Origin of the sequence: Puniceicoccus vermicola, from assembly GCF_014230055.1 — a bacterium.
GTDB classification, from domain to species: Bacteria; Verrucomicrobiota; Verrucomicrobiia; order Opitutales; family Puniceicoccaceae; genus Puniceicoccus; species Puniceicoccus vermicola.
Genome location: NZ_JACHVA010000053.1, coordinates 290953 through 312358 on the forward strand (window position 1 = coordinate 290953; position 21406 = coordinate 312358).

General features: G+C 57.4%; 17 protein-coding genes. 10 read left to right on the forward strand and 7 right to left on the reverse strand.

Annotation, left to right across the window (positions count from 1 at the left end; translation table 11 throughout):
- Window positions 1-406: 406 nt before the first annotated feature.
- The 5 genes from H5P30_RS07360 to H5P30_RS07380 all read right to left on the reverse strand — a co-directional run bounded on the left by H5P30_RS07360 (window position 407) and on the right by H5P30_RS07380 (window position 5867).
- Window positions 407-910 carry an MEKHLA domain-containing protein gene (locus tag H5P30_RS07360; protein ID WP_221774315.1) on the reverse strand — a complete coding sequence of 168 codons (504 nt, stop codon included), beginning with the start codon at window positions 908-910 and terminating at the stop codon, window positions 407-409.
- A gap of 19 nt (window positions 911-929) precedes the next feature.
- The gene (locus tag H5P30_RS07365) at window positions 930-2804 is read right to left on the reverse strand and encodes a cytochrome c biogenesis protein (protein ID WP_185692314.1); all 1875 of its coding nucleotides are present in this window, start codon (window positions 2802-2804) and stop codon (window positions 930-932) included.
- Complete coding sequence (locus H5P30_RS22440; RefSeq protein WP_185692315.1) at window positions 2801-3997, reverse strand: cytochrome c biogenesis ResB family protein; 1197 nt, start codon at window positions 3995-3997, stop codon at window positions 2801-2803. The genes H5P30_RS07365 and H5P30_RS22440 overlap by 4 nt, the downstream gene beginning before the upstream one ends.
- A 3-nt stretch (window positions 3998-4000) precedes the next feature.
- Window positions 4001-4696 (reverse strand): hypothetical protein, encoded by a 696-nt coding sequence (locus H5P30_RS07375; protein WP_185692316.1) that lies wholly within the window; start codon window positions 4694-4696, stop codon window positions 4001-4003.
- Between the two features lie 106 nt (window positions 4697-4802).
- Window positions 4803-5867, reverse strand: a complete 1065-nt coding sequence (locus tag H5P30_RS07380; protein ID WP_185692317.1) for a 3-deoxy-7-phosphoheptulonate synthase — start codon at window positions 5865-5867, stop codon at window positions 4803-4805.
- A gap of 858 nt (window positions 5868-6725) precedes the next feature.
- Between H5P30_RS07380 and H5P30_RS07385 the strand changes: the two genes are divergently transcribed.
- The 7 genes from H5P30_RS07385 to H5P30_RS07415 all read left to right on the forward strand — a co-directional run bounded on the left by H5P30_RS07385 (window position 6726) and on the right by H5P30_RS07415 (window position 13090).
- Window positions 6726-6992, forward strand: coding sequence for a hypothetical protein (locus tag H5P30_RS07385; RefSeq protein ID WP_185692318.1), 267 nt, complete (start codon window positions 6726-6728; stop codon window positions 6990-6992).
- Window positions 6993-7100: 108 nt separating this feature from the next.
- Window positions 7101-7415: an HU family DNA-binding protein gene (locus tag H5P30_RS07390; RefSeq protein WP_185692319.1), complete on the forward strand. Its 315-nt coding sequence runs from the start codon at window positions 7101-7103 to the stop codon at window positions 7413-7415.
- Window positions 7416-7508: 93 nt separating this feature from the next.
- Window positions 7509-8660, forward strand: coding sequence for a galactokinase (gene galK / locus H5P30_RS07395; protein ID WP_185692320.1), 1152 nt, complete (start codon window positions 7509-7511; stop codon window positions 8658-8660).
- The gene (locus tag H5P30_RS07400; RefSeq protein ID WP_185692321.1) at window positions 8660-9688 is read left to right on the forward strand and encodes a Gfo/Idh/MocA family protein; all 1029 of its coding nucleotides are present in this window, start codon (window positions 8660-8662) and stop codon (window positions 9686-9688) included. The genes galK and H5P30_RS07400 overlap by 1 nt, the downstream gene beginning before the upstream one ends.
- A gap of 570 nt (window positions 9689-10258) precedes the next feature.
- Window positions 10259-11395 (forward strand): NAD(P) transhydrogenase subunit alpha, encoded by a 1137-nt coding sequence (locus H5P30_RS07405; RefSeq protein ID WP_185692322.1) that lies wholly within the window; start codon window positions 10259-10261, stop codon window positions 11393-11395.
- 10 nt (window positions 11396-11405) lie between these two features.
- Window positions 11406-11696, forward strand: a complete 291-nt coding sequence (locus tag H5P30_RS07410) for an NAD(P) transhydrogenase subunit alpha part 2 (RefSeq protein ID WP_185692323.1) — start codon at window positions 11406-11408, stop codon at window positions 11694-11696.
- Window positions 11693-13090: an NAD(P)(+) transhydrogenase (Re/Si-specific) subunit beta gene (locus tag H5P30_RS07415; RefSeq protein ID WP_185692324.1), complete on the forward strand. Its 1398-nt coding sequence runs from the start codon at window positions 11693-11695 to the stop codon at window positions 13088-13090. Before H5P30_RS07410 ends, H5P30_RS07415 begins: the two co-directional genes overlap by 4 nt.
- Window positions 13091-14055: 965 nt before the next feature.
- Here H5P30_RS07415 and H5P30_RS07420 read toward each other — a convergent pair.
- Both H5P30_RS07420 and H5P30_RS07425 read right to left on the reverse strand, forming a co-directional pair.
- Entirely contained in the window at window positions 14056-15567 is a 1512-nt protein-coding gene (locus tag H5P30_RS07420; RefSeq protein ID WP_185692325.1) for an O-antigen ligase family protein, read from the reverse strand.
- Window positions 15568-15616: 49 nt separating this feature from the next.
- Window positions 15617-16636 carry a hypothetical protein gene (locus H5P30_RS07425; protein WP_185692326.1) on the reverse strand — a complete coding sequence of 340 codons (1020 nt, stop codon included), beginning with the start codon at window positions 16634-16636 and terminating at the stop codon, window positions 15617-15619.
- Here H5P30_RS07425 and H5P30_RS07430 point away from each other — a divergent pair.
- From H5P30_RS07430 to H5P30_RS07440, 3 genes are all read left to right on the forward strand, one after another.
- A complete protein-coding gene (locus H5P30_RS07430; protein WP_185692327.1) occupies window positions 16601-19768 on the forward strand; it encodes an RHS repeat-associated core domain-containing protein in 3168 nt (1055 codons plus the stop codon). The genes H5P30_RS07425 and H5P30_RS07430 overlap by 36 nt on opposite strands.
- Before the next feature lie 111 nt (window positions 19769-19879).
- Window positions 19880-20293: a hypothetical protein gene (locus H5P30_RS07435; protein ID WP_185692328.1), complete on the forward strand. Its 414-nt coding sequence runs from the start codon at window positions 19880-19882 to the stop codon at window positions 20291-20293.
- Between the two features lie 162 nt (window positions 20294-20455).
- Complete coding sequence (locus tag H5P30_RS07440; protein ID WP_185692329.1) at window positions 20456-21367, forward strand: transposase; 912 nt, start codon at window positions 20456-20458, stop codon at window positions 21365-21367.
- The last annotated feature ends 39 nt before the right edge of the window (window positions 21368-21406 follow it).

The following is a 21406-nucleotide window of genomic DNA, read 5'->3' on the forward strand; positions in this document are numbered from 1 at the left end:
TGGGTAGAGCGTTGAGAGGATACCGAATCGATAGGTTTTCGGGAATTGGCGAACATCCAAATTACCTTCGATTTTGTCCATCCCCCGAATGGCGAACGCCATCTGTCTGCGGGCAAGGCTGAAGCCATACCCCACAGTGGGTGGGTTGTTTCAACGCTCACCTGAGAGGTTTGGTCTGGGGCCCGCATACTCGGGATGTTGCTCTTTTGTCGGAGAGGAGCATGTCGGGGGTGTGCGTGGGCAAGGCTGAAGCCATGCCCCACAGTGGGTGGGTTGTTTCAACGCCCACCTGATAGGTTGGTCTGGGGTCCGCATACTCGGGATGTTGCCCTTTTGCCGGAGAGGAGCGTGTCGGGGGTGTGAGTGTGCAAGGCTGAAGCCATGCCCCACAGTGGGTGGGTTGCGCTTAAGTCCGGGTTGGCCTCGCCCAATCCAGAAACGTCCAGTCGGCAAAGGTAGCGGCTTGCCCTCGGTCGTTGCCCTCAGAGTCGGTCAGGTTCCACACGATCGCATTTTCGATGCGAAACCGCTTTCCGCTGCGGGAGATCCGAATCCCCGAATAGTCGTCCACGTATCCTTGCTCGCGAACTTTTTCCAGGAAGCGTGCTCGTTCTTCCCGGTGCATGGGTTCGGCGGTCTTGCGTCCCGGAGTGCGAATGAGTTCTTCCCAGTTCATTTCCCACAGCCGAAGAGCAGTGGCGTTGCCGTAGTTGAGGATCGGATCGTTCTCAGTGCCGGCAGAAACGACGACGAACTCAGCGTCGAAAAGTCGCTGGGCATCTCGGGCTGCATCCCCCGTAGACGGAATTAACTCGCGCCCGAGGACGTCGCGAAAACTGGAGAGAATGAGCTGAGTCTGGGCGATCCGAAGGTCTTCGGGAATACCCCTGCTGTCGAAGCCGTTCTCCACGGAAGAGAGGATTCCGAGCTTACCCGCGCACCAGGTTGTGGGCGCTGCGCCAGCGTTCTTTGGGAATGGCGGCCAGGCCCATGATAACCAATTGGCTGGCGACGAAGGCGGAGAGCCAGAAGAAGGCGGCGTTCATGAAGCCGTAGCTGTGGAGTCCGACACCGAGCATGTTGGTGCCGAACCAGGACCAGGCGGTGACAATGTTCCCAAAGACGGCGAGAATGAAAAATCCTCTCGCTTTGACCAGAGCTCCCCAGCGGGCGTGGAGCATGATGGCGGTCCAAATGACAATGAGTAGGGCGCCATTTTCCTTGGGGTCCCAGCCCCAGAATCGTCCCCAGCTCTGGTCGGCCCAGATGCCGCCGAGCATGGTGCCAACGAATGAGGTGAGAATGGAGAAGCAGGTGATCCCGTACACCATCGTGTAGAGGCTTTTCTCCGTCTTGCGATCAAGGCTGGGCGTGAGGACTCCGCGAAGGATGGCGAAGACGGCGAGGGCTCCAGCGAGGAAGACACCCGAATAGCCGATGGTGATCACGATGACGTGGGTCGCCAACCAGAAGTTGGAGTCCAGCACCGCTCGCATCATCTCCAAGGTGTCGCCGCTCAGGCTCAGGTGGTGGGCGATGATAAGGGTCGAAAACCCAATAAGCGCCGAAGTCGCGCTGCCAAAACCGTTGCGGAAAAATCGCTCGAAAATGATCCCGAGGAAGACCGCACCCCAGCCCACGAAGACGGCCGAGGAGTAGAGGTTGGTGACGGGGGGACGCCCCTGGATATACATCCGGGCGAGGAGTCCGAAGGTGTGCATGAGGAAGGCCGCGAGCAGCAGGGCGTAGGCCGTGGAGTTCAAAACCGGTCCCCAGCGGAGCCAGGAAATGAGCACCAGGACGAGAACCAGCACATAGAGAACGCTCGCCCGGTAGAAGGGTTCGGCGGCGTTGAAGAGGAATTCGAAACTGACCCGGAACTTTTCATCGGGAAACCGTTCGCGGAAGTTTGAGCGCATGTCCTGAACCGTTTGGTTGAAGGTCTCGACGTCTCCTGAACGATAGGCTTCGGTCAGGATTGCGTATTGAAGGACGGTCGGGGAGAGAGTTCCGGTTTGGATGGAGCGGAGTAGGCTGTCGCCGACGTTTTCCCAGTCGTTGTTCACCGGATCGTCGCCTTCGGGGGGAACGACCCGCAGCATCGCTTGCTGCGACAGCTTGAGGTAGCGGTCGGCGAACGCCATGAAGTTCTCGAGGATCTGGGCCTCGTGGGGCTGGCCGTTTTGCTGGAGGCTGAGTTGAGCCAATCCAGGGGCCATGATCAATTGGTAGGATTCATACTCTTGGGTCAACTGGTCGAGGTTGCCCAAGGGATGGAAGCTGTGAAGAAGACGATGGTAGCGGGTAAGGTTTTCGTTCAGGCGAACGACGGCTTCTTCAAAGCTGTCCCGCTGCTTGGGCTCCGGGTTGACCTGTTCCTGAAGGCGGGAGATCTCGCCGAAGTAGGGTTGAAGGTCAGAGTAAGAAAAGACCTTTCCGGCATCGTCCATGATCCCCAGCGTATTTCGGAGTTGGGGGTGGAGGACGCGAAAGACTTTCATCCGATCGGCGACCTCGGGTCGGGTTGCGACTTCAACGAGCCAAATCAGGGCGGGAACGGTCTGGTCTTCTGCCTCGGCTTCTTCGGCTGGCAGCACGGCCTTTTGGCGTTCGCTGAGGATGAGAAGAGAGTTGCGGGCGACCGAATCGAGCGGCTTGATGCGTCCTCCGACCTGGACCGGCAGTTTCCCGAAGGATTCAAAATCGAAAGTGGGGGAACTCTTTTTGGGAAGCCAGCCACTGGAGACGTAGACGAGCCCGAGAATGAAGGCGATCCAGGGAACGAGTTTGCGCGAGAGTTTCATGAGCGGGCCTCCTTCTTGCGAGAGTTGCGGATGACGCGGGAGCGGGAGAGCCCGAGGGCAAACTGCACCACGAGGCCAATGCCGACGAGGGTCACACTGATGTAGGGTAGCGTCCACCCGGGATTTTTCACGACCTGAAGCATGGAGGAGGTGTCCTGATTGGCGAAGGAGGCTTGGTAAAAGGTGTTCCCGCCGTACCGTAGAGGGTGGTTCATATAGATCAGGCTTTCACGCTCCACGTTTTCTTCGGGCTGAGTTACGACGACGCGGCTGGAGAAATCCATCGGAATCTCGGTGCCCGGGTAGCGCTTGTGGGTGAAGTCGAGGAGCGTGACCGAAAATGGATAATAGCTCCGCTTGAAGCGAAGATCGATTTCGTAGGTCTTGCCTCCCGCTTCAAAGGTCTGGGGGGGGAAGCGTTCGTCAAAGAGATTGGAAATCATCCAGGAGCCGAGATCTTTTTCCCCGTCGAAGAGACGGACGATGGCGGTATCCGCGTTGATTTCGTTATCCTTAAAGGTCTCACGGGCGTATTGGGCGTAAAGTCCCATCCGCGGGGCAACGCCTCGGGTGGCTTGGACGGGTAGATTCTCGTTCGGTCCCGTTCTGCGGATGCTGGCGTTGGGGAGATAGGTCTCGACGAGAATGCGGAAGGGGAGCTTCTCGTTCTCGATCCACTGTCCCGAACGCAGGTCATCGGAATCGATGGCGTAGACGGTTTCCAGGCTGGGATCGGTTTGATCGATGAGCACGATCTCATTCTCAATAAAAGACTCCGCCCAATTCTTGGTCTGGCCTTCATCCAGCCACATCTGCCGTTCTTCGGCATAGAAATCGGTGATGAACTCACTGAGGATGAGGAGGACCAGCCCCCCGTGAATGAGGAGGATGCCGGACTTTTGCCACGACCAGCGGAAGCGGAAAACTTGAGCCGCGATCAGATTGATCAGTAGGAGTGGACCCAGAAGATAGCCGCCGGGTAGGGGGAGCCCGATGCGGGCAAAGGGCGAGTCGGAATACGGTGGCAGTGGATTCCAGACAACGAGGAAGCTCTCGAAATAGCGTTGTTGGGTTTCATGGATCCCGAAGTGGACCTGGTCCAGTGTTCCGAAGAGTACCAGCGCCATGGAAAACCCCAGCAGAACAACCGTCAGCCGGAGAGAAGTGAAGAAGAGGAGGATGCGGCGAGCCACGGATCAGAATTGGATGGAATTCAGGAAACTCATGAGCTCGGACTCTTGTCCCTGGAGGAGGGTGGGGTCTCCCACCATCTTCACAAACCAGGTTTTCGCCCCGTGGGGGACGACGGCCCCGACAATTCCGATGCCATTCGGTGTCCCTACGGACAGTAGGTCCACGTAGGAGGCGGGTTGGCCGTCGACTTCAATCGTTTCGATCGATTCTGACAAGGTCGACAAAGGTTCTGGCGGGAGGCCGATCTGGCGGCGCCAGCGGTTGACGTTCGCCTCGAGTCCACCCACGTCGCCGGGAAAAGCGGTGACGGTAATCTCAACCGTCTTCTCCCCGTCGACAATACGGAAATTGCCTTTGCGGATTGAGGTCGGGGCGAGTTCTTCCCAGCTCTCGGGAACCGTCCAGTCCGGAGTGTCGATGGAGGCCGCGGCGGATTCCATCCCCGGCAGGGTGCTCATGGTCGAGGACGGGTTTACGGAAGGCTGACCAGTAGCAGGGGGCGGAGCCGCCGGGGTCGGAGCTGCCATGGCGGGACCCGTTTCCTGGGGCCCGTGGTTATGTCCTGCGTGAGGATCGTGGCCCTCGGGATGCGATATCTGATAGACGCGAACCTCTTCGTTCCCATCTCCGCAACCGGAAAGGAGGGCGACCGAGGCGGTTCCTAGGAGGGTGAAGAGAGTGGTGAGGGAGGTTTTCATTCTGGGAACGGGTAAGAGACTTCGGGTTCGATGCAATGCCGAGAGGTCGAAAAAGGACTCAGACCTGAAGTCGGGTGTCCTTTGCGCCGATTCTCGATCGCTCGACTCAAGATAACTTGGACAACCGGTCGGCGGCGCGGCGGAGCGTTTCGGCAGTGGTTTCCCATCCGATGCAGCCATCGGTGATGGATACGCCGCGTTCGAGATCGGAAAGAGGCCGGGGGAAGGATTGGTTCCCTTCCTTGAGGTTGCTTTCGATCATCGAGCCGATGATGGCCGATTCGCCATTGAGACGCTGCTCGATGATGTTGCGGAAGACATCCGGCTGGCGCTCGGGCTTCTTGCTGGAATTGGCGTGGCTGCAGTCTACGAGAATGGCGGGAGGAAGGGAGGCCTTCTCCAGTGCGGCGCGGGCGGCGGACACATGTTCGGCAGAGTAATTCTCGCCGGAAGATCCCCCGCGCAGAATGACGTGGCAGTTCGGGTTGCCCTTGGTCGTAACCGAACAGGCGTGCCCTTCCGGGTCGATCCCGAGAAAAGTCTGCCGTTCACTGGCCGCCTTGATCGCGTTGACTGCAGGTTGAACCGCTCCAGCGGTGGTATTCTTGAAGCCAATCGGCATCGATAGGCCGGAGGCCATTTGGCGGTGCGTCTGCGACTCCGTCGTCCGGGCCCCAATTGCGGCCCAGCTGATTAGGTCGGCAATGAACTGAGGAGTGATCGGGTCGAGAAATTCGGTCGCCGTCGGGAGTCCCGTCGAGAGGACGGACAGGAGGAATTTCCGAGCTTTGCGCAGACCTTCGGGCAGGTTGCAGGATCCGTCCAGACGCGGATCCATAATGAGACCCTTCCAGCCGACCGTCGTCCGAGGCTTTTCGAAGTAGACCCGCATGACGATGTGGATCTGGTCTTTCACCTCTTCGGCCAGTCCGGCGAGCTTCTCGGCGTACTCCAGACCCGCTTCGGTGTCGTGAATCGAGCACGGCCCGACGATGGCCAAATGGCGTGAATCGTTCCCAAAAATGATTTGGTGGATGTTTTCCCGGCTCTGGCGGATGAACTCTTCGTTGGCATCACTGGCGGGAATCTCGGTGCACAGCCCGGCGGGTGACGGAAGTGGACCGAAAGTTTCGACATTGATGTCGGTTGTCTGGTGCGGATGGATTTGCATGGAAGAAAACCCTCAGAATCGTCGCGGAAGCCCTCTGGGTCAAGGCGAAGTGGGCTGCAGAGTGAGGCTGGAAGTGCGGTTTAGGTGCATCGGCAGGATCGGTGAGTTGCTGAGGGCGCGTGGGCAAGGCCGGTTCTTGGGCAAGTCTTCGATCAAAGTAGCCGCTCAGCTTTAGCTGCGCGGTCTAGCGGTTTCGAAAGGTTTTTCTGAGGTGCCGTTCGGAGCAGGCGTGATGGGCAAGGCTGAAGCCATGCCCATCAGTGGGTGGGTTGCCTTCAGCACCCACCTCATCGGGTCTGTGCGAGATTCTGGTCTGCGTTTTGTGCGCCTGTGGCGAGCTGGGTGCGTTGCTGGGTGTGTGTGGGCAAGTCCGATTCTTGGGCAAGTCTTCGATCAAAGTAGCCGCTCGGCTTTAGCTGTGCGGTCTAGCGGTCTCGGAAGGTGTTTCTGAGGTGCCGTCCGGAACAGGCTGATGGGCAAGGCTGAAGCCATGCCCCACAGTGGGAGTGGGTTGCTTCCAGCGCCCACCTCGTCAGATCGGTTCGAGACCCTGGTCTGCGTTTTGTGTGCCTGTGGCGAGCTGGGTGCGTTGCTGGATATGCGGGGGAGCAAGTCCGATTCTTGGGCAAGTCTTCGATCAAAGTAGCCGCTCAGCTTTAGCAGCGCGGTCTAGCGGTCTCGGAAGGTTTTTCTGAGGTGGCGTCCGGAACAGGCTGATGGGCAAGGCTGAAGCCATGCCCCACAGTGGGTGGGTTGCTTCCAGCGCCCACCTCGTCAGATCGGCCCGTCGCAATTGCCTCCTGATCCTCGACGCTTCGGAGTGGCCTTTCTGCGCAAAGGTCGCTAGGGCTTTTCTCCATGAGTGAGGAACTATTTTCCGAAAAAGACCGGGAAAGCCTGATTGGCTGGATGGAGCAGCGGGGAGGCAACCGCGAGCAGGCCGAGTTCGCGGCGCGTCAATTGATGAAGCGTGCGGCGATCATGGCCGAGAAGGAGGGGATCGCCCCGATCGAGGCGATGGGCAAATTGCTACAGAAAGTTGCGGATGCAGAGCGACTGGTCGCCGAGAATATGGGTGCAGATTTTGTGGGAGATTCGCCCAATTCTCCAGAAAACCGCTCTTGAGATAGCTAAAATAGGGGGTTAGGGCACTTTTCCCTGTTGACTAGCTGAAAACGAGCCGCCTTCCTTGGCTTCGAACTATCTAACCTCAAAAGATTATAGTACTGAATTATGAACAAAGCTGAACTCGTAGAACAAATCCAAGCTAACCTCGGTGAAGACACCTCCAAAGCCGCTGCTGAGCGCTCCCTGAATGCCGTCCTCGACGCAGTCAAGGCCAGCATCAAGAAGGCTGGTAAGGAAGTGAAGCTCACTGGTACTGCCAGCAAGGCAGAAGCTGTCCAGCTCGTTGGTTTTGGAACCTTCTCCGTCGTCCGCCGTGATGCGCGTGCCGGTCACAACCCCGCCACTGGTGAAGCCATCAAGATCAAGGCTGCTAAGAACGTGAAGTTCAAGCCCGGTGCAGGCCTGAAGGATCTCCTCTAATCTCGATTAGATTCTCTTTGAAAAGCCCGTCGGATTCGTCTGACGGGCTTTTTTCTTGCTCAGAGGAAACCTCGAACGGATTCTTGAACCCATATGTCAGAGGTAAAAGCAGCGTTTGAGCAGCGTTTCGGAAGATCGCCGAAATTCATTGCCCGTGCCCCGGGTCGCGTCGAGTTCATTGGTAACCATACCGACTACAACGGAGGTGAGGTCTTGGGCGCAGCGGTTGACCGTTTCCTCGAGGTAGGCGTAGCCCCTCGAGACGATGACAAATTGATTTTTGCCACCGATGGAAATCCGGATTTAGTCGAGTTTTCAGACTTGGATACCGCGATGTCGACGGGGGTGGGGTGGGTCAAGTATCCCCTTGGCGTTTTGGCGCTGTTGGGAGAAAAGGGCGTTTCCGTGAAGTCGGGATTCGACTTTCTCGTAACCAGTGAGATCCCGTCTGGGGCCGGACTGAGCAGTAGCGCCGCCTTTGAATTGGCCTCTTCGATCGCCTTTGAATCGCTTGCGGGCCAGGAGCTGGATCGTTTGGAGCGGGTGCGTCTCGCTCGGCGGGCTGAGAACGAGGTGGTGGGAGTTCCCTGCGGCATTTTGGACCAAGGCGTTTCTGGATTCGGGGAAAAGGATCGTCTCGTTCATATCGATTGTTCGTCGGAGGAGATCCACACTGTCGATGGTCCCGCCCATACCCGCATCTGGATTTTTGAATCCGGAAAAAAACACAGCTTGGTCGATTCCCTTTACTCGGCGCGCAATCAAGAGTGCTGTCAGGCCTTCGATTTTCTTAAGGAGAAGATCCCGGCGATTCAGTTTCTCGTCGATGTTTCGCCGGAGGACTTGCAGAAGTTTGAAAGCGAACTCCCGGAGAATGTCTTCCGTCGCGCGAAGCATGTCATTGAAGAGCACCGTCGGGTGCAGGAGTGTGTGAAGCTGCTTGCCAACGGTGATTTGAAGGCGGTCGGAGAGTTGCTCTGCGCCTCTCACTGGAGCTCATCGAAGTTGTTTGAGAATAGTATCGAAGAGTTGGATACTTTGGTTGAATTTCTGTCTGCAGAGGAAAAGGTGTATGGCACCCGGCTTACCGGGGGCGGGTTTGGCGGTGCGGTCATGGCTCTTTGCCAGAAGTCGTTCGCGGAAGAAGACGCCCAGAAGATCGCCGATCAGTTTTCGCAAAAATATGGGGAGGCTCCCAAGTTTCGCGGTCTTTCGATCGCGGAGGGGGCGCAGAAGGTATCGTGATGACAGAGCAAATTCTTCGGATTGGAATCGTTGGCGCAGGTGGAAATTCCAGGTTGCGACACATCCCTGGGTTTCAGGAAATCGAGGGAGTGGAAGTTACGGGTGTCGTCAACCGCTCCCGGGCGTCGAGTGAAGAGGCCGCCAAAGAATTTGACATTCCCCGCGTGTTCGAGGACTGGCAGTCACTGGTCTCGGACCCGGAGATTGACGCGGTTTGCATCGGTACTTGGCCATATCTTCACCGTGAAGTGACGATTGCCGCCTTGCGGGCGGGAAAGCATGTGCTTTGCGAAGCGAGAATGGCGCGGAATCTGGCGGAGGCCCAGGAGATGGCTCTTGTCGCCTCTGAGCATGGAGATCAAGTCGCGCAGATTGTTCCCTCGCCGTTCACTCTTGGAGACGACGAGTGGATCGCCTCCCGGATTGCGAAGGGTGTTTTGGGAAACCTTCTTGAGGTGCGCTCTCGTTTTCTCAATGGAGCTCTTCTCGATCCGAAGACTCCGATGAATTGGCGGCTCGATTCGGAGATGAGCGGGAAAAATACCATGGTCATGGGCATCCTCCACGAAGCGATCCTGCGCTGGGTCGATTTTCCGGATCTCGAAGTGACCGCGACCGCGGGCTTTGGTGCCGAGAAGCGCCCCGATGAGAACGGTGAGCTTCAGCCGACGGTCATCCCTGAGAGTTTGCAGATCGTAGCATTTCCGTCCTCCGGCCCACGGCTGGTCTATGACCTCAGCCAGCTGCATGGAGGAGAGCCCGAGAATTCGATTTGTATTAACGGCGAAAAAGGCTCTCTGCTGGTCGATCTCGCCGCGGGCAAAATTGTCCTCGCAGTCGAAGGGGAGGAGCCCGTCGTCCGAACGATTGAAGACGCCTGGGATGTGGAAGGTGAGTTTGTCCGGTCCATCCGCGAAGGCACTCCGGTCACCCGGACCAATTTTACCGATGGGTTGAAATACATGGCCTTCACCGAAGCAGTCTGGGAGTCCTGGAATGCAGAAAGTGCTGTGCCTGTCGGCCAGTAATCGCATCGGCATTCCCCTCTCGGGTCGTAGCGGAAGCGCGATAGCGATTTCGAAGGTAAGTTCCGGAGCGTCCTCGGACTTTCCGGAAAGTTCGCAGAAACGGCTCTCGCCGTTCCTCTCCAATACGTAGGAGATGGGAGCGGAAGCGCGATAGCGATTTCGGAGGTAGGTTCCGAGCGTCCTCGAACTTTTCGGAGAGTTTCGCAGAAACGGCTCTCGCCGTTCCTCTCCAATGCGTAGGAGATGGGAGCGGAAGCGCGATAGCGATTTCGGAGGTAGGTTCCGAGCGTCCTCGAACTTTTCGGAGAGGTCCGCAGAAACGGCTCTCGCCGTTCCTCTCCAATGCGTAGGAGATGGGAGCGGAAGCGCGATAGCGATTTCGGAGGTAGGTTCCGGAGCGTCCTCGGACTTTCCGGAGAGTTTCGCAGAAACGGCTCTCGCCGTTCCTCTCCAGTGCGTAGGAGATGGGAGCGGAAGCGCGATAGCGATTTCGAAGCATTGAAGGAAGAGCGAGTTCCAGCGCAAATTGTCCTTTCCGTCTCACCCGAATCCGATTATCTTTAGTCCTTTATGGTCATTTTTGTTCTGAATGAAGCGAGTGCTGGTGAAAAGCGGTGCGCAGCAACCCCGGAGACCGTAAAGCGTCTTTTGGCGCTGGCACCGGCTCCAGAGGTTGTCGTGGAGTCGGGCTTGGGTGCCGCCAGTGGATATCCGGATGCGGATTATCAATCAGCTGGGGCGACCGTCGTCCAGACTCGGGGAGAAGGCCTGGGGCGGGCCAATGTCGTGCTGCGGGTGAATGCCCCGGCAGTAGACGAGATTGCGTCCTATCCGTCCGGCGCTCTCTCCATTAGTCTGCTCGATCCCTTTAACAATCGTGCGGCTTTGGAAGCGTTTTCGTCCGCTGGAGTGAACGCTATCAGCCTGGAGATGATTCCGCGGACCACTCTTGCCCAAAAGATGGACGTGCTCAGCTCTCAGGCAAATTTGGCTGGTTACTCGTCCGTGGTTGTTGCCTCTGGCTTACTGGGAAAAATTCTTCCGATGATGATGACGCCAGCGGGGACCATTTCTCCGGCAAAGGTCTTTGTGATCGGGGTGGGGGTTGCAGGATTGCAGGCGATCGCGACTGCGAAGCGCCTCGGGGCTCGCGTCGATGCCTTTGACACCCGTCCGGTCGTCGAAGAGCAAGTGAAGTCCCTCGGGGCCAAGTTCCTCAAAATCGATCTCGGAGATACGGGGCAGACTGACCAGGGGTATGCCAAGGAATTGACTCCTGAACAAATCGAGCTGCAACAAAAGGGCATGGCGAAAGCCTGTGCCGGGGCGGATATCGTCATCACCACCGCGAAGCTGTTCGGTCGACCCGCACCGAAGATTGTGACCCAGGAAATGGTCGCTGGCATGCGCCCGGGCGCGGTGATTGTCGACCTGGCCGCCGATACCGGGGGAAATGTTGAAGGAACGATTCCGGGTGAGGTCGCGGAGACCGACGACGGCGTCCGCATAATCGGCACCCGCTGTATGGAAGGCACCGTTGCCCGTGACGCGTCGGGGATGCTTGCCTCCAATCTCTTTGCCTTGATCGAGCACTTTTTCGACAAAGAATCGGGCAACTTCGATTACCGCGAAGAAGACGAAATCCTCAAGGGATGCCTCATCGTCCGCGATGGAGCCATCGTCCACGAAAAATTCAAGAACGCCTAACCCCACGATTATGGAACTGGTCTTACTGTTATTCATCTTCACCCTGGCGGCCTTCCTCGGGTTCGAGTTGATCGCCAAGGTGCCTTCGCAGCTGCATACGCCGCTGATGTCGGGTTCGAACGCGATCTCTGGTATTACGATCGTTGGGGCAATTACTGCCACCGGCCTGTCGGACTCAGTCTTTGCTCAATGGCTCGGTTTTATCGCTCTCGTTCTCGCCACGATCAACGTCGTCGGCGGCTACCTCGTAACTGACCGGATGCTCGGAATGTTCAAGAAGAAGGAGAAGACGCCCAAATGAGTGCTGTTTTCCTCAATATTGCTTACATCGCTGCGGCGGTGTTGTTCATTTTCGGAATCAAGATGCTCGGGTCCGCCAGCACGGCGCGCAAGGGCAACATGATTTCGGCCATCGGCATGCTCTTGGCGGTCGTCGTCACCCTCATGAAATCCGGAATGGATTTTCAATGGGTCTGGATCGGCCTCGGCTTAGGGACCGTTATCGGTGTCGTCTGGGCGCGCGTAGTCAAGATGACCGGGATGCCCGAGCTCGTAGCGCTCTTTAATGGTTTCGGAGGATTGGCCTCGGTGTTTGTCGCTTGGGCGGAGTATCAAAAGTATTTCAGCGAAGGCGGGATCGGAGGCATCGAGAATGCGACCTTTATTGCCGTGGTCATCGCAGTTGCGACTTGGATCGGGGCTTTGACCTTCTCGGGAAGTTTGATCGCCTGGGCGAAGCTTTCTGGGAAACTCGGAGGTTCTGCGACCATTCTCCCGAAGCAGCGTTTGATCGCCTTAGTCCTGCTGATTCTCTCGGTGGGCAGCGTTGCCTTCTTCGGGTGGGCTCCGGATAGCCCGGTGGCCTACGGAGTTTTCCTTGGGGTCCTTGTGGCCGGGATTGGCTTGGGGATCTTCGGAGTCCTGCCTATTGGCGGCGGAGACATGCCCGTGGTCATCTCGCTCTTGAACAGTCTTTCGGGTCTCGCGGCTTCCGCGGCCGGTTTTGCCATTCAGAATAACGTCCTCATCGTTGCCGGATGTTTGGTGGGCTGCTCGGGACTCATCCTGACCCTCATCATGTGTAAGGCCATGAATCGTAACCTGGCCAACGTCCTCTTCAGTGGATTCGGTTCCGCCGGCGGGGCCGCGGATACGGAGGTGGAAGGAGAGATGAAAGCGGCCACGACTTCGGACGCTTACTACGTCCTCGAAGCCGCCCAGACCGTGGTCATCATTCCCGGATACGGAATGGCCGTCGCCCAGGCGCAGCACGCCGTGAAAGAGTTGGGAGACCTGCTCGAGGAAAATGGTGCCGAAGTCTTTTACGCCATCCACCCGGTGGCGGGGCGCATGCCCGGACACATGAACGTGCTCCTCGCGGAAGCCGACGTCCCCTACGAGCAGCTTGTGGAAATGGACGCGATCAATCCGCGCATGCCCTCGGTCGACGTGGCCATCGTCATCGGTGCCAACGACGTCGTGAATCCTGCGGCCTCCGAGGACCAGTCCAGCCCGATCTACGGCATGCCCATCATCAAGGCCAACGAAGCCCGCACCGTCTACGCCCTCAAGCGAGGCAAGGGCGCCGGCTTCTCCGGTCTGGTCAACAAGCTCTACTTCCTCGAAAAGACTCGGATGCTCTACGGCGACGCCAAAGAAACCGTCACCGCTCTCGTTTCCGAGTTTAAGAAGTAAGCCCGCCGCAAAAGCCATTGGGCGCAACCTTTCGCCCGGAGAGACTCCGTTCTCTCCGGGCTTTTTGTTTTCCGGGGCGGTGGCGAAATCGATTCCGGTGCTACCCAAAGGCGCAAAAGATCAGAAAAATGAGGAGGATCGTGTCGGGTCCGGGTTGATCCCGTGTCCCTGCGTAGGATCGGGGGTTCCCAGTATCAACCAAGTCGCGACAAGCGCTTGTCCGGAGTCGCATGCGAAGAGGTGAAGGATCTATGAGTGTTCGATTTTATTATTGTCGTACTCGCATGACTTTAGTCGTGCGCATCTCGTTGGAGCGGGTTTGCAGTTCCGACTGTAGTCGGCTCCCGTGCTGCCGCCGCGCATGAAGTTTAAGACCCATTGCAAGGATACCAAGGCAGGGAAGTGTGGGCCCCGCTCCGTGTAGCTCGGATCGGGCAGATCAATCCGATGGCCACCAAGAGGCACAAAAAGGAGGAGGATCGTGTAGTCTACGGGTTGATCCCGCGCCCTGCATTGGATCGGGGTATCATAGTATCAATCAAGTCGCGACAACCGTTTGTCCGGAGTCGCATGGGATGAGGTGAGGGATCTATGAGTGTCCGATTTTATTATTGTCGTACGTGCATGACTTTAGTCGTGCGTATTGCGTTGGGGCGGGTTTGTAGTTCCGACTGTAGTCGGCTCCCGTGCTGCCGCCGCGCATGAAGTTTAAAACCCATTGCAAGGATACCAAGGCAGGGAAGTGTGGGCCCCGCTCCGTGTAGCTCGGATCGGGCAGATCAATCCGAGGGCCACCCAAAGGCACAATAGATCACAAAAAAAGAGGGGGAATTCGTGTAGGGTTCGGGTTGATCCTGCGCCCGGTGCAATCTTGAGGTCTCTTGGGGTAAACCCAGTCGCTACAAGGGATTTCTCTGGGCGTGGAGGTTCGATTCCTGCGTCACCTCTTTCGGCACTCAAACGGATCACTCTGCCGATTCGACGGGCATCAGGGCGATATCGGGCCACTGAGTTCTTAAGTCGAGCCCGGTCCATCCGGTCGAAGTGATTTTCCAACCCTCACGGCGTGCGGCTTTTCTCCAGAGGTCCTCGTACCCACTGACGTCCAGATCGGGAAGGAAGAGGGTGACCGAAGTTCCTTCGGGCGGTGAGGCGACAATTTCCGGGTCCGGGCGGACGGTCGGGTGAAAGAGGAGAATCTCTGGAGCCGGAAGGGCAAGGGCGTTGTTCACGTACTTCCCCATGGCGATCACCGTTTCATACGGTCGGGTGGGGATGGTAAAGTTCTCGTAGCGGGGCACGATTGTCGAGGGGAACTCTTCTTCGGCGAAGAATTTCCGAAGCTCTCGACCGTAATCCCTCCCAAGGATGTCTGGGTCGGGAAGCACGATGCGTTGTTTTGAGTGAGTATCTGATTCGGCAGGAGCACCCTGGAGAATTTCGATCCAGTCGCCTTCAACGGCGATTTCCGGGGAATGTCGGATCCGACTGCCTACCTGGAATGCCACGGCGCAGAGAACGCCGCTGACAAGAGCTGCCGTGCCCAAGGAAATCACGATGACCCGCCATCGGTTTCGGAAGAGAAGAAGAATCATCGCGAAGGCGAGAGAAAGGGACGGAACGATCCACAGCTTTGGAATGATCCATTGCGTGCTGAATAAATTGCCGACGAACCAAATCGCTCCGACAGCCCCGACGGATGCGAGCAGGAGAGCGGGCCGGTTGGCTGTGGCTCGCCGGGTTCCCGCCCTGTCTTCGGAGTGCCTGCGGGCAAATGACGGATCTGAGTTTTCGATGCTCTTCGCCGATTTCTCACGGGGCGAGAGGCGTCGTATGCCCAGAAAGCTGAGAATCGGCAGAAGAAGGACCGTCGTCGTGAAGAGCCACAGGGCGGGGATTCCGCGCTCCACCCCGATATGGAGGAACGACTGGATAGTTCCAGCGACCCGTTTGGGGTCGTCTGGGGGTTGGAACCAATGCATATACTGGAGGCCGGACTGTCCGACTCCCCAACCGGTCCAGGGCTCAAGGGCGAGCATCTTCAAGCCGGCCTTCCAGAGATCGAGGCGGATCTCCCCCGAGCGGTCGTTCAATAAGGCCTCCGGAGAAAACCGGGAGCCGGTGACCGTGAAGAGGGCGACGACTCCGAAGAGCAAAATGCGGGCGAGGGCGTTTGCGGCCCAGAGCTTCGGGGAGAGGGCGTGAGCGCGCCAGAGAAGAAGGGAATAGAATCCTGAGCCCACAACGAGGGCAAGAGCCCCGCTGCGCGAACCCGTTCGGGCCAGACTCAGGTAGAGAAGCGCTTCTCCGAGCATCAGGCAGGTGAGAAGCGGGTACTTGATTTTCGCGATTCGGATTTTCCGAGCCCAAAGCATTCCCGTCAAGAGGAAGGGGACCAGAGTCGCGAAAAAAATGGCTGCTTCGTTGGGGCTTTCCCAGCCGAAGGTCGAGCGGATCGGACTGTCGGTAAATATCATTGCAGGTGGGACTGGATCGGAATGGTGATCGGAGGGAACGTTTTGGGTGCTACTGGCTCATGTCGGCGATCGTTTCCCAGAGCGCTTGCCATCGCTTTCCTCTTTCCATGTCCTCCTCGCCGGGGATTTTGATCCATCGGCTCGATTCCAGGGTCGTTCCGGCGAGAGGATGATCGCTGGCCATTTTGAGCTCTTCGGCGTTCGGGCGAAGGTCGAGGACATAGAGGGGAATGCGGGCCTGACCCGATTCGGGAGCGGCGGGTTTGGTGGGCTCGGGAGTCAGAAAAAATAGTCCGTGGTCCGACGAAGATGGGTGCTCGTAGAGCGTGGCGAGAATGGGCCAGGTTTCCCGGTATCCGACGTAGTAGATCGGGAGTTGTTGCCAGGAGTCGACCGACGCGATCCATTGGCGAACGCGGAGAATGTTTTCCTTCTCTTTCTCCGGGTCGATCTCAACCCCGATCCCGACCAATCCGTGGTCGGCGAGGTAATGGAGCGGATCGGGGCTGCCGGCTTTCGGTTCCGGGATGTAGACCACCAGCGCCTTGGGTTCCGGATCGGTCGGTTCGGCGACGATGATCGGAATCTGTCCGTTCCCTCCTTCGATCAACCGGCTTTTCGGCGGGTATAGTCGGTGGGATGCGTATTCCGCGAGACGCTTCCCAGGCAAGGGCTTGCGCCAGGTGGTTATCGCCGGGTTCTCGAAGTTCTCTCGGTCGAGTGGTCCGAAGACGGCCGCCCGCTCGCCGTTCGGCTCGGGCCGGTCGAGCATCGCTTCACCTACGAAGAAGTCGGCAAGAAAGAGAGCGGTGACTTCCGCCTCGTCGAATGGCTTTCGAACACCCGTCCCGGCGCTCCGGTCCGTTTCGACTACCAGGCCGGACTTCTTTCCACGGTTGACCGCGATGCTCCCGGCGACCTTACTTTCGAATGGACCGTGCCGGGCGACGGCTGGATCAGCCGCCACCAGCTCGACCTCCCCGAGTTTTCCGCCGACGCCCTCATCGCTCGCGTCGGGAACGACCTCTATCGCATGAGCTCCCGGACCAACGGGGTAGAGCTCACTCACGAAAACGCAGTCGGCGAAACGAGCCGACTGGAGATCGACTTCCGCTCCGGCGAATCGACCCTCGTCCGCCCCGACGGCTCCGCCGTCACCCGTGTCTACTACGGGCGTTCGAACGGGGCCGCCTCCGGCAAGATCCAACGGATCGACTCCCCCGGCGGCATCGCCCTCGTGCAGGTCAAGTACAACGAGTTCGGCGACGTTCTCGCCGTCAAGCGCGCCGGTCGGGCCACCGAACTTTTCCAATACGACGAGCGCGGACGCCTTACCGCCCGCCAGCGCGTCGGTGCCGAACCGACCTTCTGGGAATACAAAGGCGATTCCCGTCAGCCGATCCGCGTCACCAACCCCCTCGGCGACAGCGTCCGCTTCGACTACAACCAGAACGGCGATCTCGTCGACATGGTTGACCTGCGCGGCGAGCGCCACGGTTTCCGTTACGACGCCTTCGGGCGGATGATCCGGCACGACTTCCCCATGGGCTACAGTCGCAACATCTCCTACGACGAGTGGGGCCGCGTCGTCGGCCTTCAGAACCTCGACGGCGAGCGCACCGACATCACCTTTGCCGACAACGCCCGCGTCGCCACCGTCGCCAAGGGCGACCGGGAGTGGGTATATGAGTACTCCCCCCAGGGCCGCCTCTCCCGGGTCTCGCTTAACGGCGAACGCATCCTCGACCGCAGCGCCGAAGAACTAGCCGATGGTGACTGGCGCCTCGTCTTCCGGGACATGCACGGGGCCGAAACCATCCGCCAGGTCAGCCCGGAGGGCTACCTTCGCTCGGAGGAAGACGCCCTCGGCAACCAAATCGCTTACGATTACGACCCTGTCGGCCGTCTCGTGGGTTGGACCGATCCACGGGGCGGGGAAGTCCGCTTCGACCGCGACGCCCTCGGTCGGGTCACTGGCACCGAGAATAGCGTCGGCCAGCGCGAACGCCGCGAGTTCGATGCCGACGGCAACCTCGTCTTCCGCAACAATGGCGAACAGAAGATCGCCTACGAATACGGTGAGAACGGCTTTCTCTCCGCCATCGACTACGGAGGCGACGAAAAGACCGCCTACGAATACGACGAGTTCGGCCGCGTCAGCAAGGCCGCTTCCGGCGGGGTCACCACCCGGTACGCCTACGACGGCCTGAGCCGTCTGACCGCCAAGCTCACGGCCCTTCCCGACGGTTCGGCCCACACCGTTCTTTACGACTACAATGCCGCCGGGCAGAAAACCAGCGTCCGCTACCTGCGGACCGATCCGGGGGCCGAGATGGTCACCCCCGTCCGCTCCACTGCTTACCGTTACGACGCCCTCGGTCGCATGACCTTGGTGGAAATCGATGAACGCCCCGGGGTGCTCTACGAATACGACCCCGGCACCCTGCGCCTAGCCCGCAAGCACATGGCCTCCGGGGAAACGCTCGCTTACCAATATGACGACGAAGGCCGCACCACCGTCATGGAAGTGACTGACAGCGAGGGCGAACTCGTTGGCCGCATCGGCTACGAATGGTCCTCGGACGGTCGCCTCGCCCTACGCATCCGCGAAGGCTACGCTGCCGGAGCGGACGATGCAGCCGCACCGATGCTCGCGTCGATGAAAACCGCCGTTCCGGAAAAGAAGGAGTGGTTCCGGATCGTTCAGGACTACAAATACGACCCCTTGGGCCGCCTCGTTGCCGTGAAATCGGCCGACCGGCCAGAGCTGGACGAAACATACGTCTACGACGCCTCGGGGAACATCATCGAGAAAACAATAGCTGGCGTTCGGAGCCAATTTGATTATGATTTGGCGAACCAATTGAAAGTGAGCCATATCGGAACAGAAACCACCCGTTACCGCTATGACAATGCGGGTCGCTTGGTCGCGGAACTCGATGGGCACGACCCCGTCGCCGAATACCGCTATGGCTACCGCGACCGGGTGATGGAATTGGTCCGGAACGACACCGCCGTGAAATACCACTACGGAGCCGATGGCATGGTCGCCGGGAAGCAGCGCACAAGCGCCGACAACCGGGTGCAAATCGCCCAAGCCGGTTTCGGATTCTTCTCCTCGGGCTCTGCGTCCGGACGACACGACTACTCGGATTCGGCTATCGAGCCCTGGGTCTGGGAAGACGCTTTCGGGGCCGGAGGTGCCCCGCAGGGAGCGAAAGCTCTGCTGGCCAAAGGAAGCGAATCGTTTTCCAACGAGCCTCACATTTCCGGAGGAGTCCCCGTCGCCGGGTCGGATCGGGTAAGCGAGGATGAGAAATTCTTCGTCAGCGATTATTTGGGCAATACTATGATGGAGTTGCCAGGCAAAGAGTCCACGGACTTTGGCAAAGGTCGCCGGGATACCGCCGGTTTCAGTTTCCTGACCACCGCCATGGGTGCGAATGTTGAGGAGGACGTGTCGACGGGCGCAGACGCTCCTGTCATGAACCGTTTCACCGGCAAGCCCTACGACGAAGACCTTCAGGCTTATGTCTTTCCGTTCAGGAATTACTCGGCGAAACTGGCACGGTGGACATCCGCAGACCCGGCAGGATTCCCCGACGGGCCGAACCGGCATTTTTACGCGCCGGTACCGACGGCGGGATTGGATCCGATGGGACTTGAGATGATTCTTGTAAGGACGGAAAGTCCCAATCCTTTCTTGTTAGGTGATTGGGTTGTCGGGCAAGAAGTTGCGCATGGAGGGTCTCCCGGAGGGGGGCCTGGACCTGGTTTGCCAGAATATTATTCACAAACGAGGCACAAACGAGTGTATGCCGGGTATCATAACACCGGAAAAATTAAAGTCGGGGACACGGGTTCGACATTGTCTGTGACTCTCAATTCCGGGTGGTCGAATGCCCAGCATTACGAATTTACCGCCGCTGCAGAGTATGGAGGTGGTTCTGTATCTTGGGGATATGGTGGAACCGATGAGAGTTCCATTTCGTTAGGAAGCGCAGAGTCTAGGACGCCCGATGAAGATAATCAGTGGTGGCAGGCTGAGGTTGTTATTGGGAGAATTAATATTATTACTCAAACAAGAACGAGAAATGCGAATGACGAAGAATGGGGAGATTGGGGAGAAACGAATACAGTTGTTTCCAATAAACTCTTCGGGGGCGTGGTCGAACTTGAGTGGAAATTATTAGAACTTTAAATTAAATTAAATTAAAGGAAAGGTAGGGTGAAATCTATATATATTAAGATTCTTATAGTTTGCTTTTTTTGCAGTTCGATCTTGTGTTCGGCCGCTAGGGAAAGAGTTTTATTGCATGAAGAATCCTTTATTTCAAAAGGTTGCATATTGTATTTAATTAATTTTTCAGAAAATGATACTCTTACTTGGTTTGTAAAAATTAACGGTGTTCCTATCTCGATAGAATTGAATGAAGGAGAAAGGTATATTATTGCTTCGTCGATCTCGGATTCTGGGGAAAATATGAGCGCTAAAATTAATGATAGTAGAATAGAATCAGCTATCATTCAATTGAGCGGTGAAAGTCCAGGAAAGGATATTAAATATTTGACGATAGAAAATACGTCAGGAAAAGATACCTGGGTGTTGAAACAGCGATTGGTGGATGAGGAAGGTCAAGAAAAAGGAAATCCAGGATTTGACTTATTGTTGATTGATGCAGAGGATGTTTTAGTGGAAGTTGATCGAGTTGAATGGGGTAGTTGATTTAATGCAAACCCCGTATCTGGCAGCCGTAAGGAAAGGGGGTATGGCCCAAATGGCGGGTATGCGTTCGGTCAAATGGCAAATTTTGAGAAGGAAAAAGGGGTCAAACGCAAAATATAAAGATTACATTACTCAGGGAAATCAATTCTGTGGGTCATTGAAATGCCAAGGAAGAGTCGTATTGAGTATGCGGGAGCGGTCTATCATGTGATCAGCCGCGGGAATTACCGGAAGGAGTTGTTTCTAGAGGGTGGCAGTGGGGAGTCTTTTGAGAAGACGATTTTCGAGGCAGCGGAGCGTTGTGGCTGGCGGTTGTTTGCGTATGTGATCATGAGTAACCACTATCATCTGGCGATGGAAACGCCTGAGCCGAATCTGGTGGAGGGGATGAAGTGGTTGCAGAGCACATTTGCGACCCGTTTCAATCGGTTCCGAGGTGAGCGGGGGCACGTGTTTCAAGGGCGCTACAAATCGATTTTGGTGGAGGAGGATCGACCTTTGCTGGGGCTAATCGATTACATTCATCTCAATCCGGTGCGGGCGGGTCTTTGCACGGTCGGGGACTTGCAGAGCTATAGGCTATCGAGTTTTCCAAAGTTTCGCAAGAGGGTGGTGATGCCTCCGCTGGATCGGGGTTGCTGCCTATCGCTCTGTGACTTGCCGGACAGTCTGGCGGGAATGCGCAAATACCAGAAGCGGCTTGAGATTGTAGAGGAAAGCGATCCGAAAAGAAAAGACGAGCTGGATCGGAAATACGGGCGTGGTTGGTTTCTGGGAAGTAGCCAAGCCAAGAAGGAGCTAGTCAAGGAATTGGAGAAATCCGGTTCGGAGGTGGATTGGGATGGCGTCGACCTGAAGGAGTTGAACGAGTCGCGTTGGGAGGGGATTGTGTGTGAAGAATTGAAGAAGCGAAAGATCTCTGAAGCGACGATCATCTCCAGTCCCAAAAGCGCGGACTGGAAGATTGAGATCGCCAAAAGACTGCGCAAAGAAACGACGGCAAAGAATCCGTGGATTGCCAAGCGGTTGGCGATGGGGCATCCAAACTACGTGAGCAATTTGGTGAATGGGTAGAGATCATTATATTTTGCGTTTGACCCCTTTTAAAAAAAC

Excerpts from the sequence above, each read along its gene's own strand:
- H5P30_RS07430 (WP_185692327.1), top strand. The coding sequence starts at position 16,601 with ATGAGCTCCCGGACCAACGGGGTAGAGCTCACTCACGAAAACGCAGTC.
- H5P30_RS07375 (WP_185692316.1), bottom strand. The coding sequence starts at position 4,696 with ATGAAAACCTCCCTCACCACTCTCTTCACCCTCCTAGGAACCGCCTCG.
- H5P30_RS07420 (WP_185692325.1), bottom strand. The coding sequence starts at position 15,567 with ATGATATTTACCGACAGTCCGATCCGCTCGACCTTCGGCTGGGAAAGC.
- H5P30_RS07380 (WP_185692317.1), bottom strand. The coding sequence starts at position 5,867 with ATGCAAATCCATCCGCACCAGACAACCGACATCAATGTCGAAACTTTC.
- H5P30_RS07390 (WP_185692319.1), top strand. The coding sequence starts at position 7,101 with ATGAACAAAGCTGAACTCGTAGAACAAATCCAAGCTAACCTCGGTGAA.
- galK (WP_185692320.1), top strand. The coding sequence starts at position 7,509 with ATGTCAGAGGTAAAAGCAGCGTTTGAGCAGCGTTTCGGAAGATCGCCG.
- H5P30_RS07410 (WP_185692323.1), top strand. The coding sequence starts at position 11,406 with ATGGAACTGGTCTTACTGTTATTCATCTTCACCCTGGCGGCCTTCCTC.
- H5P30_RS07415 (WP_185692324.1), top strand. The coding sequence starts at position 11,693 with ATGAGTGCTGTTTTCCTCAATATTGCTTACATCGCTGCGGCGGTGTTG.
- H5P30_RS07385 (WP_185692318.1), top strand. The coding sequence starts at position 6,726 with ATGAGTGAGGAACTATTTTCCGAAAAAGACCGGGAAAGCCTGATTGGC.
- H5P30_RS07440 (WP_185692329.1), top strand. The coding sequence starts at position 20,456 with ATGCCAAGGAAGAGTCGTATTGAGTATGCGGGAGCGGTCTATCATGTG.
- H5P30_RS07400 (WP_185692321.1), top strand. The coding sequence starts at position 8,660 with ATGACAGAGCAAATTCTTCGGATTGGAATCGTTGGCGCAGGTGGAAAT.
- H5P30_RS07365 (WP_185692314.1), bottom strand. The coding sequence starts at position 2,804 with ATGAAACTCTCGCGCAAACTCGTTCCCTGGATCGCCTTCATTCTCGGG.
- H5P30_RS07405 (WP_185692322.1), top strand. The coding sequence starts at position 10,259 with ATGGTCATTTTTGTTCTGAATGAAGCGAGTGCTGGTGAAAAGCGGTGC.